This window comes from Tepidanaerobacter syntrophicus (assembly GCF_001485475.2).
GTDB classification, from domain to species: domain Bacteria; phylum Bacillota; class Thermosediminibacteria; order Thermosediminibacterales; family Tepidanaerobacteraceae; genus Tepidanaerobacter; species Tepidanaerobacter syntrophicus.
Map to the genome: position 1 here is coordinate 182238 of NZ_DF977002.1, position 19320 is coordinate 201557.

General features: G+C 39.4%; 16 protein-coding genes and 1 riboswitch. Of the genes, 11 read left to right on the plus strand and 5 right to left on the minus strand.

Features of this window, described 5'->3' with window-relative positions; all coding sequences use genetic code 11:
• Positions 1–6: 6 nt before the first annotated feature.
• The 3 genes from TSYNT_RS08405 to TSYNT_RS08415 are packed head-to-tail and all read right to left on the minus strand — an operon-like array spanning position 7 to position 3985.
• The gene (locus TSYNT_RS08405) at positions 7–1209 is read right to left on the minus strand and encodes a M20 family metallopeptidase (protein ID WP_059033048.1); all 1203 of its coding nucleotides are present in this window, start codon (positions 1207–1209) and stop codon (positions 7–9) included.
• 39 nt (positions 1210–1248) lie between these two features.
• Positions 1249–2424, minus strand: coding sequence for a trans-sulfuration enzyme family protein (locus tag TSYNT_RS08410; RefSeq protein WP_059033049.1), 1176 nt, complete (start codon positions 2422–2424; stop codon positions 1249–1251).
• Positions 2417–3985 carry a sigma 54-interacting transcriptional regulator gene (locus TSYNT_RS08415; RefSeq protein WP_059033050.1) on the minus strand — a complete coding sequence of 523 codons (1569 nt, stop codon included), beginning with the start codon at positions 3983–3985 and terminating at the stop codon, positions 2417–2419. Before TSYNT_RS08415 ends, TSYNT_RS08410 begins: the two co-directional genes overlap by 8 nt.
• 310 nt (positions 3986–4295) lie before the next feature.
• Here TSYNT_RS08415 and TSYNT_RS08420 point away from each other — a divergent pair, with 310 nt between their 5' ends.
• The 6 genes from TSYNT_RS08420 (at position 4296) to TSYNT_RS08445 (ending at position 10724) form a co-directional block, all read left to right on the plus strand.
• On the plus strand, positions 4296–5045 hold the full coding sequence (locus tag TSYNT_RS08420; RefSeq protein ID WP_059033248.1) for an acyl-ACP thioesterase domain-containing protein: 750 nt from the start codon (positions 4296–4298) through the stop codon (positions 5043–5045).
• 15 nt (positions 5046–5060) lie between these two features.
• A complete protein-coding gene (locus TSYNT_RS08425) occupies positions 5061–5756 on the plus strand; it encodes a FadR/GntR family transcriptional regulator (protein WP_059033053.1) in 696 nt (231 codons plus the stop codon).
• Positions 5757–5882: 126 nt separating this feature from the next.
• Positions 5883–7460 (plus strand): L-lactate permease, encoded by a 1578-nt coding sequence (locus TSYNT_RS08430; protein WP_059033055.1) that lies wholly within the window; start codon positions 5883–5885, stop codon positions 7458–7460.
• Between the two features lie 45 nt (positions 7461–7505).
• Positions 7506–8300 carry an electron transfer flavoprotein subunit beta/FixA family protein gene (locus TSYNT_RS08435; protein ID WP_059033057.1) on the plus strand — a complete coding sequence of 265 codons (795 nt, stop codon included), beginning with the start codon at positions 7506–7508 and terminating at the stop codon, positions 8298–8300.
• Positions 8301–8314: 14 nt separating this feature from the next.
• On the plus strand, positions 8315–9313 hold the full coding sequence (locus tag TSYNT_RS08440; protein WP_059033059.1) for an electron transfer flavoprotein subunit alpha/FixB family protein: 999 nt from the start codon (positions 8315–8317) through the stop codon (positions 9311–9313).
• The gene (locus tag TSYNT_RS08445; protein WP_059033061.1) at positions 9303–10724 is read left to right on the plus strand and encodes an FAD-binding oxidoreductase; all 1422 of its coding nucleotides are present in this window, start codon (positions 9303–9305) and stop codon (positions 10722–10724) included. The genes TSYNT_RS08440 and TSYNT_RS08445 overlap by 11 nt, the downstream gene beginning before the upstream one ends.
• Positions 10725–10774: 50 nt before the next feature.
• Here TSYNT_RS08445 and TSYNT_RS08450 read toward each other — a convergent pair whose 3' ends face one another.
• Together TSYNT_RS08450 and TSYNT_RS08455 are read right to left on the minus strand one after the other, a co-directional pair.
• Positions 10775–11563 carry a family 1 encapsulin nanocompartment shell protein gene (locus tag TSYNT_RS08450; protein WP_059033063.1) on the minus strand — a complete coding sequence of 263 codons (789 nt, stop codon included), beginning with the start codon at positions 11561–11563 and terminating at the stop codon, positions 10775–10777.
• A 16-nt stretch (positions 11564–11579) separates the two neighbouring features.
• Positions 11580–11918 (minus strand): encapsulin-associated ferritin-like protein, encoded by a 339-nt coding sequence (locus tag TSYNT_RS08455; protein ID WP_059033065.1) that lies wholly within the window; start codon positions 11916–11918, stop codon positions 11580–11582.
• A 654-nt stretch (positions 11919–12572) separates the two neighbouring features.
• A riboswitch (cyclic di-AMP (ydaO/yuaA leader) is annotated at positions 12573–12705 on the plus strand.
• Positions 12706–12811: 106 nt separating this feature from the next.
• Here TSYNT_RS08455 and TSYNT_RS08460 point away from each other — a divergent pair.
• The 5 genes from TSYNT_RS08460 (at position 12812) to TSYNT_RS08480 (ending at position 19259) form a co-directional block, all read left to right on the plus strand.
• Entirely contained in the window at positions 12812–13945 is a 1134-nt protein-coding gene (locus TSYNT_RS08460) for an ABC transporter ATP-binding protein (RefSeq protein WP_059033067.1), read from the plus strand.
• The gene (locus TSYNT_RS08465; protein ID WP_059033069.1) at positions 13942–14592 is read left to right on the plus strand and encodes an ABC transporter permease; all 651 of its coding nucleotides are present in this window, start codon (positions 13942–13944) and stop codon (positions 14590–14592) included. The genes TSYNT_RS08460 and TSYNT_RS08465 overlap by 4 nt, the downstream gene beginning before the upstream one ends.
• Before the next feature lie 13 nt (positions 14593–14605).
• Positions 14606–15508, plus strand: coding sequence for an ABC transporter substrate-binding protein (locus TSYNT_RS08470; protein WP_059033071.1), 903 nt, complete (start codon positions 14606–14608; stop codon positions 15506–15508).
• Positions 15509–15819: 311 nt separating this feature from the next.
• Positions 15820–17835, plus strand: a complete 2016-nt coding sequence (locus tag TSYNT_RS08475; RefSeq protein WP_059033073.1) for a sigma-54 interaction domain-containing protein — start codon at positions 15820–15822, stop codon at positions 17833–17835.
• Positions 17836–18023: 188 nt separating this feature from the next.
• Positions 18024–19259 carry a dicarboxylate/amino acid:cation symporter gene (locus TSYNT_RS08480; protein WP_059033075.1) on the plus strand — a complete coding sequence of 412 codons (1236 nt, stop codon included), beginning with the start codon at positions 18024–18026 and terminating at the stop codon, positions 19257–19259.
• Positions 19260–19320: the final 61 nt, after the last annotated feature.

Consider the following 19320-nt stretch of genomic DNA (forward strand, 5'->3'; position numbering starts at 1 on the left):
CTCCCTTTAGTCTTCTATATTTGCAAGGGTATAAGCCAGTGCCAAATATCCCAATGTGCCTTCTTCCATCATATTGATATCTATGCTATCTTCTGTTGTATGGCAAAGCCTTATTTCTGCCGGAGAATAACCGATACATTTTACGCCTTTTGCCGCATAATGACCGGTATCAGTAGCAAATTCCCAAGTTTTTGTTTTTATAGGGTGACCCGTAATCTTTTCTAATGTCTTCTTGCACAGCTGAACATAGGATTCTTCCGGGCTTACACTAAAAGGAGGTTCGCCTTGGTGTGCCATACCTTCAAAACCTGTATATGTTTTCAGTGGAAAATATAGGGATTTAAGGTCGACTGTAATACCTTCCATTTTACATCTGTCAATGACCTCTTGAATTTTAGCAAGGGCGACTTCCTCTGTGTCAACGCTGGATTGTCGATAATCTATGTATACTTTTAGTTCATTCGGTATGATATTGGTTCCCTTTTCCGAGGATTCGATATTGGTAACCGACATTGTGGAAGAACCGAATAATTCATCTTTACCCATTTCTACGGTTTTTAATTCCACAAGGAATTTACCAAGAAAGTCAAAGGGGTTTTTGCCCATATGGGGCATAGATGCATGACATGACTTGCCTGTTATGGTAACAACAGCACAGAATCTGCCCCGGCATCCTATCGCAAGATCGTTTTCTGTGGCTTCACCTACAATAGCATAGTCTGTAAGCTTAAAGTTATCCTTAGCTTGCATCATTGCGCCAAAACCTGCAATCTCCTCACATACGACACCTGCAACGACTATATCACCCTTAGGCAGCAGCCCTGCCCGCTTAAGCATAATAGGAGCGTAAATCTGGATAGCAAAGGTCCCTTTGGTATCCGAAGCCCCTCTTCCCCATATCCTGCCTTCAGCAATTGTGCCGCTGTAGGGAGGATATTTCCATTTTGATATGTCACCTTCATCTACCACATCCAGATGGCAGTTGAGCATGACAGAGCTTCCACCGCCGGTGCCTTTCACTGTCCCAAAGACATTTCCGTAAGTATCAACAACTACCTCATCGTAATCCAGATCTTGCATTTTTTTCACTACATATTGAGCAAACTCACCTTCCTGTGTTGATTGGGAATTAATTTGTATCATCTCAGAAGCGGTTTTTATAATTTCATCTTTATATTGTTTTACCAGTGATTCGAATTTTTCCTTCATCGCACGCCACTCCTTTACTTATTTAATATCAAGATTATATCATATCTTTTCAAATGCCTTATTAAATTCTTCGATTATATCTTCTATTTCTTCAAGACCCACAGAAATTCTAAGTAGGCTATCGGATATTCCTGCATCTTGCCGTTCTTTGCGGCTCATAGACCGGTGGGATGTTTTGGCAGGGTAGGACATTGTAGTTGTCACTCCTGCAAGGCTGGGAACCAGTTTTACTTTTTCAAGGCTGTCTATGAATTTGCATGCCTCTTCTTCTTCGCCTACCAAATCCACGCTCATCATACCGCCAAAAAGCCCGTTATAAAATATTTCCTCTGCTATATTTTTTGAAGGTGATGATGCAAGTCCCGGATAATATACTTTTTTGACCTTTTTGTGATTTTCCAGGTATTCCGCAAGCTTCATGGCATTTTGACTGTGCTGGCGCATCCTAAGTTCTAAGGTTCTAAGACTTCTTGTTATAAGCCAAGCATCAAACGGGCTCATTGTAGGACCGTAAATTGCACCGACATGTCTTATGTTTTCAATAGTTTCTTTATCAGAAACCACACCCCCGCCTATAACGTCACTATGGCCGCCCATATATTTAGTCAAACTGTAAACCACTATATCTGCTCCAAGTTTTAGCGGCTGGCATACTACCGGTGTTGCAAAAGTATTGTCTACTATTAATTTTGCATTATGCTGGTGGGCAATTTTTGCTATTTTTCGTATGTCTGCAACTTCCATGAGCGGATTAGAGATAGTTTCCATATAAACAACTTTTGTATTAGGTTTAAAATATGGTTCAATGTCATCCTTATTAAAATCCAAAAACGTAACTTCCACATTAAATTTCTTCAGTTCTTCCGTCAAAAGCTCCCATGTCCCGCCATACAAGACATTACTCGATATAATATGATCTTGGGATTTTATGTTCGCAAGCAGCGACATAGAAATTGCGCCCATTCCGGAAGAATAGACCAGTGCGTCTTCTCCTTCATCTATAGTAGCTAAAATCTCTTCCAAGCTATCATGGTTGGGATTTCCCATGCGAGAATACACATATCCGGGAGTGCCTTCATATACTTCATCTAATTCTTCAACACTATCAAAAGAAAAAACCGAACTCATATAAATAGGCGGAACCTTGGGAGCAGATACTGAAGGCATAACTTTCTCTCCTGTATGAGTTAATTTAGTCATATATTTTTTATTCATTTTGAAACCTCCATTCGGAATTTTTTATTCCGTATTTTTTAATTCTGTTGATAAGCATAGTATGAGTAACCTGCAATGTTCTTGCAGCTTCCCGTATGCTGCTGCTATGCTTTAATGTGTTTAAAATAATATTCCTTTCCACTTCATCAAGTGTACTTTTAAGAGACATTGATTCATTGATTTGATTTTGAACAGACAAATTATTTAACACTATATCTTCTGCATCAATTTCATTTCCTTTTGTAAACGCTATTGCTCTCTCTAAGACATTTTGAAGTTCTCTTACGTTCCCCGGCCAATTATACGCCAGGAGCTTTTTTAAAGCTTGAGGCGCAATGCCGTTAATCTTTTTACCGTACTTTCCGCTATAAATCTTTATAAAGTGTTCTATTAGCTCATTGATATCCTCCCTCCTTTCTCTAAGCGGCGGCACAGTTAAAGAAAATGTATTTATTCTGTATAACAGGTCAAGGCGAAACTGACCGTCCTCTACCATTTTATATAGGTTTTTATTGGTTGCTGTTATAACTTTTACGTTTATATTTTCAAAGGTATTGCTCCCGACTTTTCTTATTTTGCTCTCTTGAAGCACACGAAGTAATTTTGCTTGCAAATGCGGCGGCATTTCGCCTATCTCATCTAAAAAAATCGTGCCTCCATTAGCTATTTCAAATATCCCTGTTTTACCATGTTTTTTTGCTCCTGTAAAAGCGCCTTCTTCATATCCAAAAAGTTCACTTTCGAGCAACTGATCCGGTACAGCTGCGCAATTAACAGGTATAAAAGGCTTTGACGATCTTAAACTTGCGTTATGTATTGCTCGTGCAAAAAGTTCTTTTCCTGTTCCGCTTTCGCCAAGAATCAGTACAGGAGAATCAGATTGAGAAAATACTTTGGCCTGTTCAATTACTTGATGATGTTTTGCACTACTGCCGATAATGTCATCGAACGTAATCGGGTTATCATACCTTTTAAGATTTATAATCTCACTAATTTTTCCTGAATCCTGCATTGTAAATATGTAACCAAAAACTGCGCCTTCCTCGGTTTTTAAACCATAAATATCCATTAGATAGGATTTATTCTTTAATCTTATCTCAATATTTTCAATATCATCGTAAAATGACAAATCCGAACCTATATAGCTACTTAAGCTTTTTCTTGGAATAAAGTCCCATATACTTTTGTCTATGGCGCCGTGTTCATCTGTCATTAAGATAGTTTTTGCCGCAAATTTATTAATATACTTTATCTTTTTTTCTTTATCAAGCAATAAAATACCATAGGGGAGTAAGTCTAAAATGGCTTTCTTCTCAATTTCTCTTTTTTCAAAATCAATCAAATCAATTTCTGTAACGCTTTTTACTCCCGGTATCTCTAATATCTCCGATTTTATAGTTTTCCAAAGGTTAGAATCTATTTTGGGAAGCTTTATGTAAACTACATAGGTGTATACCTCCATCCATGTAACACTTAATTCGTATTTCACCAAAACCGAAAGGATATCATACGTCATATATGGCCGATCGATGGTTTCAATTTTAATTCTCGTTGTTTGCATGTAATTCACCTCATTTTGATATATGCAAAATTTATGCCATTCCTTAAAACATCGAAATGGCACAAATATATAATAATATATGGAACAAATTTATTCCATTAATATTTTACTGAACTTCTATTAATGACAGCCTCCGGTTTAAACTCATTACATCGGAACAAATTCGAACCACTTTACTTATGACTTCTGTATATCGTTTTTTATCTCCGCCTCCTATTTATTTTTTCTTTAAGGAGCAATGACTTTACCTCAATCTTATGATAATATTATAGTGATTGTAAAGCCCTATTTTCTCGGAGGTGTCATGGTTTTGAGCGGCAGCAACATGCTTGAAAAAGAATATCGCATTCATTATTACGAAGCAGATGTCAAGGGAAGGATTTTAATTACTAGCTTGATGAGATATTTCGATGATATTGCAACACAGCAAAGCCGAGAACTGGGAGTCGGCATAAGTTATCTTAAAGAGCATAATGTAGCCTGGATGCTATATCGATGGGATATTAAAATAAATAAATATCCAAGATACGGAGAAACTATTAAGGTCAGAACCGCCCCTTACTCTTTTAGAAAATTTTACGCCTACCGCTGGTTTGATGTCCTAAATAAGGATGGGGAAAGGCTGGTAACGGCTAATTCTGTCTGGCTTTTTGTAGATAAAGACAAAAGGCGCCCTCTTAAAATTCCCGATGTGATGTATGAAGCTTATCAGGTAACTTCTGATGAGCCTCTGGAAATCGGGGAAATAACGGAGCTTTCCTCCTGTGATATAGAAAAAAAGTTTCAGGTAAGATACAGTGACATAGACACCAATAGCCATGTAAATAATGTAGTATATGTCACATGGGCATTAGAGGCTTTGCCTTATGATATAATTTCAAACTATGAACTTAGAAATTTAAAGGTTACATATAAGCAGGAAACAACCTATGGCATGATTATAAGATCTCAATGTCAGGTTATCAAAAATGATGACCACGTTACTACAAGGCACAACATATTAAGCGAAGAAGGAAAACAGCTTTGCCTTTTAGAAGGCAGATGGATTAAAAATAGCTAGAAAGGAATATATGGAATGGACTTTACACCAATTAGAGTGCAAAAAGTATATGAAGATATAATAGAGCAATTTAAAAATATGATATACAACGGACAACTTAAAAAAGGAGACAAGCTCCCGCCGGAAAGAGAGCTCTGTCAGATATTAGGCGTCAGCAGGGCGTCTATGCGTGAGGCTTTAAGGGCAATGGAAGTAATGGGTATAGTTGACAGTAGGCCCGGTGAAGGCACATACATTGTAAATGAGATTACCTCCTCAATATTCAAGCCTCTCTCACTTATTATAGCCTTAGAAAAAAATCAGGACGACTTTATTGAATTAAGAAAGATATTAGAAAGCGCCTGCGCGAAAAAAGCGGCAGAAATGCGTACAGATGAAGACCTTGAAAAAATGCAGTCGCAAATAAAGATTATGATGGAAAGCGATAATGAAAGCGAGCGAGCCGAAGCAGATAAAAAGCTGCACAGGATTATAAGCGAAGCCACCGGCAACAAACTACTTATAGATATGGTAGAGGTAATAGCCGATGGCATAGAGGCGTATATAAAAGATGCGAGAAAAAAACTTATGCAGGATCCCGGCAATGCAGACGCACTGCTTCAGCAGCATATCGCCATATATAACCACATAAAAAACAAAGACGGACAAGCTGCCGCCAAAGAAATGGAAATACACATAGATTTTGTGGAAGAAAAATTAAAGAGCTTGTGAAATATTTGTCAAAATATTTTTTATTTTCCTCTTGCGGTCTGACCAGTATAATAGTATAATATAATTAAGCTAAATAGTAAGAAATGTTTATATAGGCTAAAATATTTTGACAGGAGGTTTTAAAAAATGTGGGAGCCTGTAACGTCTCCTTTTGCAAGCCTTTTTATTTCAAGCCTAGTAGCTTTTCTTCCCCTTTTATTTTTACTGTTGGGCCTTGGCTGGTTAAAACTCCCTTCTTACAAGGTGTGTTTTACTTCACTTGTCCTAACTGCAATCATCGCACTTACCGCATGGAAAATGCCGGGTGTCTTTGTGCTGCAGTCTGTAGTTGAAGGAGTTCTTACCGGTTTTTGGCCAATACTATGGGTTATCATCGCAGCTATGTATACATACAATGTTACTGTGGCAACTGGCGGTATGGACACTATTAAATCAACCCTGGCTAAAATATCTCCCGACAGAAGAATCCAAGCACTGATACTTGCTTTCTCCTTTGGAGGTTTTCTCGAAGCTGCCGCAGGTTTCGGCACGGCAGTTGCAATACCTGCAAGTCTTTTGGCGGGTATAGGCTTTAATCCGATTTTTGCAGCAATAATTTGCCTTGTCGCAAACACAGTGCCGGTAGCTTTCGGCGGTGTAGGCATACCGGTTATAACTCTTGCCCAGGTAGCAGAACTGGACCTTTTAGCTGTTACGGCAAGCATTGCATACCAACTTATTATTTTCATTATCATCCTTCCCTTCGTGCTTGTCCTCTTGCTTACAAAATCTTTTAAAAGTTTAAAGGATGTATTAGGCGCATGCTTAGTAAGCGGCGTACTTTTTGCCCTTTTCCAAACCATCACTGCAGTATATATCGGACCTGAAGTAGCAGCCATCATTGGCTCACTTGCATCCTTGGTAGGTACAATAATATATGTCAGAATATTTCCACTTAAAAATATATGGCTTTTCCCCGGTGAAAGCCAGGCAACAAATAAAGCAAATATCGCAATTAACTCAGATAAAGAAATAGGCCTTGCCGCTGCATGGATGCCTTATATTATCCTTTTTATACTGATTATGAGCATAAACCTTGTGCCATCACTAAAATTTTTAGGAAAGGCACCCTTCGCATCCAGCCTACAGCTTTACTTTGGACCCGGCGGCAAACCCGCTACTTTCCAGTGGCTTACAACACCGGGCACTCTGATGTTAATATCAGCTATCATAGGAGGTTTGGTACAAAAAGCAAGCCTTGAGCAGCTATTTTCCATATTCCTGCGCACGATTAAACAGCTTTTGCCTACTATCGGCACAGTACTTTCGATAGTATCCATGGCTAAAATAATGGGATACAGCGGTATGATTTCCAGTGTAGCAATAGCCCTGGCAAACGCCGCAGGACCCATATATCCCTTCGTTGCGCCAATGATAGGAGCGCTTGGTACATTTGTAACCGGAAGCGACACCTCATCTAATATACTCTTTGGAGCGCTGCAAAAACAGGTTGCGCTGCAGATAGGCAAAGACCCTGTTTGGATTGCGGCAGCTAATGCCACCGGAGCTTCAGCCGGTAAGATGATATCCCCTCAGAGCATAGCCATAGCAGCTTCAGCTACGGGTCTTGAAAAGCACGAAGGGCAGATACTCAATTCTACTCTTTTATACTGCCTGATATATGCACTTTTACTGGGTGCAGAAGTTTTCATAGTCAGCTTATAGCAAAAGAAAGTTTAAATAAATAATTAATTTGGGAGGAGAAACCTTATGAGAATAATCATACCAATCAAGCAGGTTCCTGAAACCAGCAATGTTAAAATGGATCCCGAAACCGGCACAATGGTTCGGGAGGGTGTGGAAAGCATAATAAATCCTTTAGACCTTTATTCAATAGAAACAGGTATAAGGTTAAAGGAAAAATACGGCGGCGAGATTATTGTAGTTTCCATGGGACCTAAAAAAGCCGAGGAAGCTTTGAAAGAAGCTATTGCAATGGGCTGTGACGATGGAGTGCTGCTTACAGACAGATTTTTTGCAGGCTCAGATACCTTTGCAACCTCTTACACGATTTCTAAGGCAATAGAAAAATTAAAACCTTTTGATTTGATTTTATGCGGCGAAAGAGCAACAGACGGCGACACCGCTCAAGTAGGGCCCGGTATTGCTTCTCTTTTAGGTCTGCCTCTTTCAACATTTACCAGCAAAGTAGAGGTAGAAGATGGCCATATAATAGCCAACAGACTTATAGAAGGCGGTTATGAAGTCTTAAATCTGCCGATGCCTGCTTTGGTAACTGTAGTCAAAGAAATAGCAGATCCGCGGCTTCCTACACTTACAGGGAAACTTAAAGCTAAAAAGCTGGAAATAAAGCAGTGGACAGCAAAGGATATCGAAGCTAACCCGGAAAGCTTGGGGCTTAAAGGCTCTCCTACAAGGGTAGTCAAGACATTTAGTCCTAAGGTAACACGAGAGGGTAAGGTTATAGAAGTAAAAGACGAAAATAGCCTTAATCAGGCTTTAGATGAAATACTAGAACTTCTCAAAGAGAAGGCAGTAATATAAGGGAGGGAATAGATTTGAAGGAAATATGGATATATGCCGAGGCAAGAGGCGGACGGGTAAATGAAGTTGCCCACGAACTGCTCACAAGGGCTCTAGATTTAAAGGAAAAGTTGGATAACTCGATAGTATCGGCTGTCTTAATCGGCCATGATATACCTGATGAGGATAAACAGGAGCTGATTCAAAGAGGAGCGGATAAGCTGTACTATGTAGATGACCCTAAGCTTAAAGATTTTTTAGTGGAACCTTATTCAAAAGTGCTCATCCAGCTTGTAAAAGAATACACACCTGAAATCATCATCGCGCCTGCTACCACTCAAGGACGCACACTTATGCCTTACACCGCTGTAAGGTTAAGAACAGGACTTACTGCTGATTGCACCGGCCTTGATATCGATGAAGAAGGAAATTTACTCCAGACAAGACCTGCCATAGGCGGCAATATTATGGCAACCATAAAGACAGCTACACGGCCTCAAATGTCGACAGTAAGACCTCACTCTACCAGACCTGCGCCTATTATGGATGGGCAAAGGCAGGGCGAGATAATAAATATAAAGATTCAGCTTACTCAAGAGGACCTTCCAACAGCAAGACTGGACTTTATAAAAGATGAGACGCAAGGCGGCACTATACAAGATGCTGATGTTATCGTATCCGGAGGCAGGGGCGTAGGCAAAGCAGATAACTTTAAGATAGTCTACAAGCTGGCAGAACTTTTGGGCGGTGCGGTAGGAGGCTCTAGAGATGTGGTAGACAGAGGATGGATAGGGTATCCTCACCAAGTAGGTTTAAGCGGTAAGACAGTAAATCCAAAACTTTATATAGCTCTCGGTATATCCGGGGCGATACAACATCTGGCAGGTATGCAGACATCCGACACAATAATAGCTGTCAACAAAGATCCTGATGCCCAGATATTTAGAGTATCTGATTTAGGTATTGTAGCAGATGTAACCGAATTAGTGCCTGCACTTATAGAAAAGCTGGAGGTGGCAAAAAGTGAAGTATAATAGCATAACTCCACAGATTGTAGATGAGCTAAAACAGATAGTGGGCGAAAGAAATGTCATATATGATGATATAGAAGCAATGGAAGCATACTCTCACGACGAAGTAGCGGAAAAACATTATGCACACATGCCTGATGTAGTACTAAAACCAACTTCTGCTGAGCAGATTTCAAAGATAGTAAAGCTTGCAAACAAATATAAGATACCTGTAACACCAAGAGGAGCAGGCAGTGGACTTTCCGGCGGCGCTGTTCCCATCTGCGGAGGCATAGTTTTATCTGTAGAAAAGATGAATAAAATTTTGGAAATTGACACCCAAAACCTGATGGCTGTCGTCGAGCCCGGTGTTGTTACCAATGAAATAAACAATGTTGTAAAAGAATATGGTCTCTATTATGCAGGTTACCCCATGAGCGTAGAAACATGCTATGTAGGCGGAAACGTAGCTGAAAATGCCGGCGGCGGCAAAGCCATAAAGTATGGTGTTACCGCAAGATATATCATGGGACTGGAAATGGTAACTCCGGAAGGAGATATCATAACTTTAGGCGGCAAGAGAGTAAAAGATGTTACAGGCTACAACCTCCTACATCTTATGGTTGGCTCAGAAGGCACTCTTGGCATATTTACCAAGATAATAGTAAAACTTCAGCCGATGCCTGTTGCCACAGCAGATCTTTTGGTGCTGTTTAACAGTGTCAAGGAAGCAATCGACATAGTCCCCATAATAATGACAAACGGCAAAATAATACCTACTTCCATAGAGTTTATGGATGAACTGTCATTTAAGACATCATGTGAATACTTAAACGAAAAGCTCCCCTATCAGAGCGCAAAAGCCATGCTTCTTATTGAGCTGGACGGTGATAACATGGATATAATCGAATCACAGTATGAAACCATTGGAGAGCTTTGCATGCAAAACGGAGCTATAGAAGTCTATGTAGCCGACAATGCTACAACCATTGAAAGAGTGTGGAGGATAAGGCGAAACGTTGCCGAGGCATGGAAACTGGTGAGCCCCCACCAAAGCCTTGAAGACATTGTTGTTCCAATATCTGAAATACCCACATTCATGGATAGACTGGCAGAGCTTCAAACAAAATATAATGTATCAATCCCATGCTACGGTCACGCAGGTGATGGAAACCTGCACGTAACACCGGTCAAAGACCCTGAATGGTCACTTGACAAATGGTATGACACCTTAAACAAATTGCTGCCGGAGATGTATAAGATCGTAGCAAATCTCGGAGGCACCATAAGCGGTGAACACGGCATAGGCCACAAGAGAAAACCATACATGCCTCTTGTGCTAAAGGATACAGAAATTGAATTGATGAAGCGCATAAAGAAAGCCTTCGATCCAAACATGATACTAAATCCGGGCAAGTTATTCGATATAGATTAGGAACTTTGATACAGTAAAGGCAGGAGATTTTATTCTCCTGCCTACATTATTTAATCAAGATTAAATTTAACTATCAGGGTTGGATCCAAGACTCTAAAGGTGAAGGATTCCTTTATAAAGAATTTGATTTTATCAGCAGTATGGCATTTATATCCTATTGCAAAATCTTGACCAATCGTAAATTCCAAATCATCATGGTCATGAGGCAGTAAGTACGCTCCATCTATAACGTGATTGAATACTATCTTTCCGCCGATCAGATCCTCTATTTTTTCATCAAGAGGATACTCTCCATCAGCCGCCATGATTCTTGTGTACACCTTATCGCTTACCACAAGATCATAAGGGCCTTCCTGGTATGATTTCCTGAGGGTTATGAGACCTTTTGATATTGCCTCCATTATTGCTGTCTGGTCTTTTCCAAAAGGTATCGCATCGTGCTTTACGGAATTCTTTATGCCAACAATCGAGGCTTTCTCCAAGCCGTTAAATACAGCATTTTCCTCAAACAGTGCAATATTTTTAGCCGCTTCCTCTAGAGGTCCAAAATCGATGTCGCGCGCTCCTCGGTCAATATTGTTTAATTCACATCTGTCCATTTCGAATTCAACTTTTACTTCTGTTAAAGGCTGTACTTTGTAAACCCCACAGCAAAGCGCTCCAGCCTCTTCAACATCTGTTAATCTTCCTTCTGATATCGCATTAAAGCTTAATCCGTAAGGACCATTTACTTTCACAACTTTTCTTGCCGAAAGATAGGATTTTAAAACCTTTTCTGCTCTTTCATCTATTTCTTCCCACGCTTTTGCGCTTATAGGAGCTTGCTCTCTGTTAAACATAATGCACACCCTCCCCTTATTTTAAATTTCCAATATTTAATCCGGGCTTTGCTTCTCCATCATCGGCTGCTTGGCCTTCCAGTTCTGTAATGGGAGCTGTTGTAAACAGATAGTCTTTAAGCTCGCCATCCCATTTGTCCATGTTTCTTCTAAGCCATTCGATTAGCATAGTTGCATGTTCGATTTCCTCATCCCGATTATGTGCCATTATAGCCTTTAGCTCTGCGTCATCCGATGCATCGACTCTTTGGTTGTACCAATCTATTGCTTCAATTTCTTCTTTTAAACTGGTTAGTGCTCTGGAAATATTAAGGGTATGATTGTCTAACTTGTCAACAGGTTCAGTGTACGCCATTACACATACCTCCCTAAGTAATTTTTATAAGCACTTTTACGGTATATGTTGCGGCAAATTGTGTGCATATACAGGTGCTTTTCCTGCCACATCAACACCTTCATTATATCATTTGACAAATACAAGGTCAATCCTGTAAAGAACACAAGGGGAGGCCAGAAGAACACAACCGGAGGAACACAAGGGGTCAGTCCCTCTGTGCTAATTGCTGGTAAGAAGAACACAAGGGGTCAGTCCCTCTGTGCTGTTTAGTCCCTCTGTGCTGTTTTCTAGGTTTTTTGCAGGAAAAATTCATTCGGGCGTAGTATAGCGCAAGGGGTCAGTCCCTCTGTGCTAATTGCTGGTAAGAAAGAACACAAGGGGTCAGTCCCTCTGTGCTAATTGTTGGGAACACAAGGGGTCAGTCCCTCTGTGCTGTGGAAACTCACAGAAAGGTGAGGTCTTTATGGAGAAAATTCTCTTGTAATGGATAAATTCCTGCTTGTAGAAGAAAAAATATTTAAGCTTTTAGAGGGGGCTATACCTACCCTGAATTTGAAAAAGAGCTAAAGGAAGCACTAAGCGATCTAGGCAAAGATGTATGTCAAGATGTACTAAAGTTTCTATGCATTGACAATATTTTATAATATTTGTTATAATAAAGAAAAACATATTCTGAATATATCGCTTAATCCTTTTATAAAGGAACGGGGGAACCAATTTCTTGGGGTGTATCTTCTTATACGAAGTAGGGTTACTCTTGGACCTGAACCCGTCAGCTAACCTCGTAAGCGTGCCAAGAGGAGGTTGATAGTTGTTGAGCTTGTTGATAAAACAAAGCTATGGATCTCCATGGCTTTGTTTTTATTTTATCAGTTGCTTAAATTTCTGCAAAAAAGAAGGGAGGGCTTTTTTTGATAAGCTTTAAAAATGTCACTAAGAAATTTGGAGAGCAAATCGCTGTAGACAATTTGACAATAGATCTGCCTTCCAGCGAAATCACTGTATTGATTGGTCCCAGCGGTTGCGGGAAGACCACGACTTTAAGGATGATTAACCGTTTGATAGAACCGACCGAGGGTGTAATTTACATTAACGGAACTGACATAAGCAAAGTAGATCCGGTAGAGCTAAGGCGAAATATCGGTTATGTCATACAGCAAATTGCGCTTTTCCCCCATATGACCATTGCTCAAAACGTCGGTCTTGTGCCATATCTAAAAAATTGGCCTGAGGCCAAGCGCAAGGAGCGAATAGAAGAACTGCTCGAAATGGTGGGGATGCCCCCGTCTAAATTCTACAACCGCTATCCTGATGAGCTAAGCGGCGGTCAGCAGCAACGAATAGGCGTAGCCAGAGCCCTTGCGGCAGATCCGGATATAATCTTGATGGATGAGCCCTTCGGAGCGCTCGATCCTATTACCAGAGCAACCCTCCAAGACGAACTTTTGGACATGCAGGATAAGCTTGGAAAAACCATTGTTTTTGTTACCCATGATATGGATGAGGCGTTAAAGCTTGCAAATAAAATAGCTATTATGAAGGACGGAAAGGTACTCCAATATGATACTCCCGAGCAATTATTGAAAAATCCTGCTCATGGTTTTGTAGAGGAGTTCATTGGGAGAGATCGATTGCTCAAAAGGCCTGAATTAATCAAAGTTAAAGATATTATGATAACAGAACCTGTAACAATTCTTCCGGAAAGAACTTTAACTCAAGCATTGGAAAAAATGCGAAGAGAAAAAGTTGATAGCCTTATGGTCGTAGACCGATCTGAAAAGTTTATAGGGCTTGTTACCGCAAACGATGTGCTTCAAAGCTTCGACAAAGTAGAAAAAATATCCGAAATAGTAAAGACAGAGGTTTATTATGTAAATGAAGATGCTAACGTAAGCCAGGTGCTTTCAATAATGGCACAAAAACAAGTGGGTTATGTGCCAGTCGTCAGCAGCGACAATAGGCTTGTAGGGCTTGTCACCCGATCCAGTTTAGTCAATGTTTTGGGGGCAACGGCTAATCGAGGGAAAGGAGAGGACAAAAAATGAAGCTAATTACATTTTTCATAAATAATTACGATCGTATATTTGAATTGCTGCTTCAACACCTCACACTTACCGGAACCGCAATACTTGCTGCTATAGCAATTGGTGTCCCTATCGGCATAGCAATAACCCGCTATAAATACCTGGCAAGCCCAATACTTGCCATCTCTAGTATATTTCAAACAATTCCCAGTATAGCCTTTTTTGGCCTCCTGATACCTTTTCTTGGCATCGGCAGGAAAACTGCGATATTGGTCTTGTTTCTGTATGCTCTGCTTCCCATAGTAAAAAACACCTATACGGGTATAAAGGAAGTCTCGCCTTTTATGATCGAAGCAGGACGAGGCATGGGAATGACGGACTTTCAAATACTGCGAATGGTAGAATTGCCCCAATCTTTGCCTGTAATCATGGCGGGTATAAGGGTTGCAACTGTAATAAACATCGGCACAACTACTATAGCAGCATACATCGGCGCAGGAGGACTTGGAGAATTAATTTTTACCGGAATCCAAATATATCGAAATGAAATGATACTGGCTGGAGCTATTCCTGCTGCAATTCTCGCGATTTTGGCGGATCAGTTGCTTGGATATGTTGAATATAGGCTAACGCCGAGAAGTATCCGTAAGGCAAAAAAATCATCATAGGGAGGTATATTAAATGAAGAGAAAATGGTTGTCTGCTATGGGATTGTTAATTATTGGCGTATTTTTGGCAACAAGCTTAATCGGCTGTGGCGGTCCAAAAGAACCTGATATAAAAATCGGAGGCAAAAACTTCTCTGAGCAATTTATAATGGCAGAAATGTTCAGGATCCTTATCGAAGAAAATACCGATCTTACCACCAGTGTTAAGACTAATTTAGCAGCAACTGTTATTTTCGATGCGATAAAATCCGGTGATATAGATTTATACTTGGAATACACCGGAACTGCATTGACTAACCTTGGTATAGATCCTATAAGCGATCCCGACGAAGTTTATAGAATCGTCAAAGAAGAATTTGACAAACAGTTTAACATAAAATGGATGAAGCCTTATGGCTTCAATAATACCTATGCAATGGTAGTTACAAAAGAAACCGCTGAAAAATATAATTTAAAAACAATATCCGACCTTGCTAAGGTGGCAGACAAACTGACCCTCGGGTGCACTTACGTCTTTACCGAAAGAGACGATGGCTATCCCGGGCTTAGCAAACACTATGGATTCAAATTTGGCGATGTTCGGGGGATGGATCCTTCACTGATGTACCAAGCCCTGGTTCAAGGCAGTGTTGATGTAATTAGCGGATTTGCAACCGATGGCAGAATAGCTGCTTTCGGCTTGGTGACCCTTGAAGACGATAAAAAGTTTTTCCCTCCTTATGACGCAACAGCTATAGTAAGAGGGGAAGTGTTAGAAAAACACCCTGAACTAGAAGATTTACTAAATAAGCTTGCCGGGCGCATCGACGATAAGAAAATGGCTGAACTTAATGCTGCAGTAGACCTGGATAAACAAGAGCCTGCTGATGTTGCAAGAAAGTTTCTTGAAGAAGAAGGTCTTATAGGCAAAAAATAGCGAGAATATATATTAATTAAAATAACGGGCATTAGTTAAACGCCGTCTGATAATTAGCACGGCGTTTTTACATAACCATATGTTCAGACCGTATATACGGTTCCTGACAAATCTTGGCAACTTTTATCGATAATAATTAAAATGTCGGAGAGCAGATAAAGAACTTGCTGCCGGAGCAAGTTTAGAAGTATCAGTCTCTGTTATTTTAAGAAGGTCTTAAGATGGGAAAGTTCCCGTATTTGTGTTAAAATAGCCTTGCAAAGCGCTCTTTTTCTTTTATTCACAACAAGATGAACAAGAGGTGAAATATTATGGAAAAACTCATAATGCTGAGTCCCGGCAGAACAACTTCGATTAATTTATCTGTGCAGCTTGAGGAAGTTTTTGGCAAATATATTAAAATAGAGCCATATTGTCTAGAAGACGATTTAGATTTTAATATTACAAACTCACTTGTTGTGCTGTCCTCTCCTCGCATTATAAAGGGTAAAATTAAATCATTAGTAGATCGTGGATTAAATTATATTATAGCTCAGCGAGTAATAAATCATAGATATATTTCAGAATTATTAGACCTTCCTAAGGCAACTGAGGTTCTGCTTGTAAACGACAGAGCCGAGACAACATATCAGACCATAGAACAGCTAGAGGCGCTAGGGATAAATTATATAAAATATCACCCTTATTATCCCGGTATAGATTCATATCCAAGGCTTAATATTGCCGTAACGGTTGGAGAGCCAAATCTTGTCCCATATGCAGTCAAGAAGGTAATTAATATAGGCACAAGACAAATAGATATCATAACATTAGCAGATATAGCAAGAAGGCTCGGATTAATTGACAAACTAGCAGATAAGCTGTCTTCTCAATATGTAAATGAAATAATAGAACTGCTAAATCAAATAAACGATTACGCAAAAGGTCTAAAAATAGTTAGTAGCAGGCTTAATACTATTGCTAATTGTCTATCAAAGGCAATTCTATACATTAAAAACGATGGCACTATCTTAGTCAGCAATCAGGAATTACATAATATTTTGGGATATAGCAGCGAGAATATCATTGGAAAAAATATTAATGACATATTGCCCCAAATAACTGTGCGAAACCATAATAAGTCAGAAATTGTCACAATCCATAATAATACACTATTTGTTACTGCCAAAGTCATAGAAGGCCAAAACAGTGAGGATGGAATCATTTATATTTTTGAAAAAAGCGAAGAAATTGAAAAAAACGAGCACAAAATTCGCCGAATGACAACAAGAAAGGCTGTCAAGAGTTATTACACCTTTGATGATATCATTTATGAAAGTAAAGAGATGGAAAAACTCATTGAGAAAGCTAGGACTTTTGCGGCTACAGATTCCACAATTTTGATAGAGGGAGAAAGCGGCACAGGTAAGGAATTATTCGCCCAGGCAATTCATTCTGACTCGAGGCGAGCAAATGGACCTTTTGTACCTGTTAATTTTTCATCTATACCTATAAATCTAATTGAATCTGAGCTTTTCGGCTATGAAGAAGGCTCTTTTACAGGTGCTATAAGAGGTGGAAAGCGGGGGCTTTTTGAAGAGGCGCATGGAGGAACAATTTTCTTAGATGAAATCGGAGATGCTTCATTAGAATCTCAATGCACATTACTGAGAGTAATTCAAGAAAGGCAAGTAAGAAGGGTTGGAAGCATCAAAGAAATCCCTGTAGATGTAAGGATTATAGTTGCAACAAATAAAAATTTGGTAGAAGAAGTTAATAAGGGCAATTTTAGATCAGATTTATACTACAGATTAAATATCTTGCCTCTTAGGACATTGAGCCTGAGAGAAAGAAAGTCGGATATTTTTGTTTTAGCAAACCATTTTATAAAAAACTATAGCAATGGTCAAATTATCAATATCGAACAAATTTTAGATAATGAAGCTATTAAGGCACTATACGAATATGATTGGCCGGGAAACATACGGCAATTAGAAAATGCTATGGAGTATTTAGCTGTTATTTGGCAAAATGGTAAAAAATTAAGCAAGAATGATCTTCCTGAATACATCATATCAGGCAGCAATGTCTCTAAAAACACCCTCCTTTTAGACATATTGGGCAAGGATATGCTGTGGCTTTTAAGTAAATTAAAGAACTCAGACGGCTTGGGAAGGCGCTACTTAGCAGAGTTTGCCAAAAATGAAAATATTCCTCTTACGGAAGGACAGATAAGAAATTTGATTAATAAGGCGGAATCTCTGGGGTTTGTAAAATCTTACACAGGAAGGCAAGGTACTATACTGACCGAAAAAGGATATGCTGTTATATCATTAATTAAAATCTAATACCTGCCCAAATCTATTTTCTTTTTAATTAAAACTAAATGGGTCAAATTAATTAAGAAACGGGAAAAAATATCTCCCGTTTCTTAATTTTAATTACAAGATATACGCAATACTTAGTGCTTTGATATTTGGCATGTAATTTGCATTATATTTTTAATATATTTAGCAAAATGTAGGGGAGGGTAATTATGAAAAAACTCAGTTTGCCTGTAAAGATATTTATCGGATTGGTATTAGGTATAGTGGTAGGTCTTATTTTTCAATCATCGCCAGAAGTTGCAATAACTTACATTAAGCCATTAGGAGTTTTGTTTTTAAATCTTATTAAAATGGTCATAGTTCCTCTAGTATTATCTTCATTAGTAGTAGGTAGCGCGAGCACCGGCGATGTGGGAAAGCTAGGCAGAATAGGTATCAAAACCCTGGCTTATTTTTTAATTACTACTGCTTTAGCTGTTACTTTAGGGCTGTTTTTTGCTAATATTTTACAGCCGGGTCTTGGTTTAAGTATTCCTTTAGATGCCACAGCCGAAGCTGGGGAAATTCCTTCTATGTTAGATACCTTATTAAATATTGTTCCAACAAATCCTATTCAAGCTATGGCTGAGGCTAATATGCTCCAAATTATTATTTTCGCTCTATTTTTGGGAATTTCAATTACGCTAGTAGGCGATAAAGCTAAACCATTCTTTGATTTTTTTGATAGTATGGCAGAAGTATGTTACAAGATAGTTGCTATAATAATGGAATTTGGACCTATAGGAGTTTTTGGTTTAATTGCTCCTGTTGTAGCAGAGCACGGAGCATCGGCGTTGCTTCCCCTCTTGAAGGTGATTATTGCAGTTTATCTCAGCTGTATCGTCCATGCTGTTGTAGTTTACTCCGGCGCAGTTTATCTCTTTACAAAGATGAACCCTATCATGTTTTTTAAAGGAGCAGCTCCTGCTATGATGCTCGCATTTACTACAAGCTCTAGCTCAGGTACACTGCCTATTACTATGAAATGCACAGAGGAAAATTTAGGTGTTCCAAAATCCATTAGCAGTTTTGTGCTGCCTTTAGGAGCAACGATCAATATGGATGGCACAGCTTTATACCAAGGAGTCTGCGCACTATTTGTAGCTCAAGTCTATGGTTTAGACCTTAATCTTGCACAGCAGATGACTGTAGTATTAACAGCAACTTTAGCTTCTATAGGCACTGCTGGGGTTCCCGGCGGAGGACTTATCATGCTTACAATGGTTCTTCAATCAGTTGGCCTTCCCTTAGAGGGCGTTGCTCTCATTGGCGGAATTGACAGGATATTAGATATGGCAAGAACTTGTGTTAATACAACTGGCAATATGGCTTGCGCTGTGGTGATAGCATCTACTGAAGGAGAGCTGCAAGAATCTGTTAAAGAACAAGAATCAGTCTTGGCTTAAAATTTAAATATCGAAAAAGTTGCCTATTCATTCAACATAAACTTTACTATTCGAGGTGGTA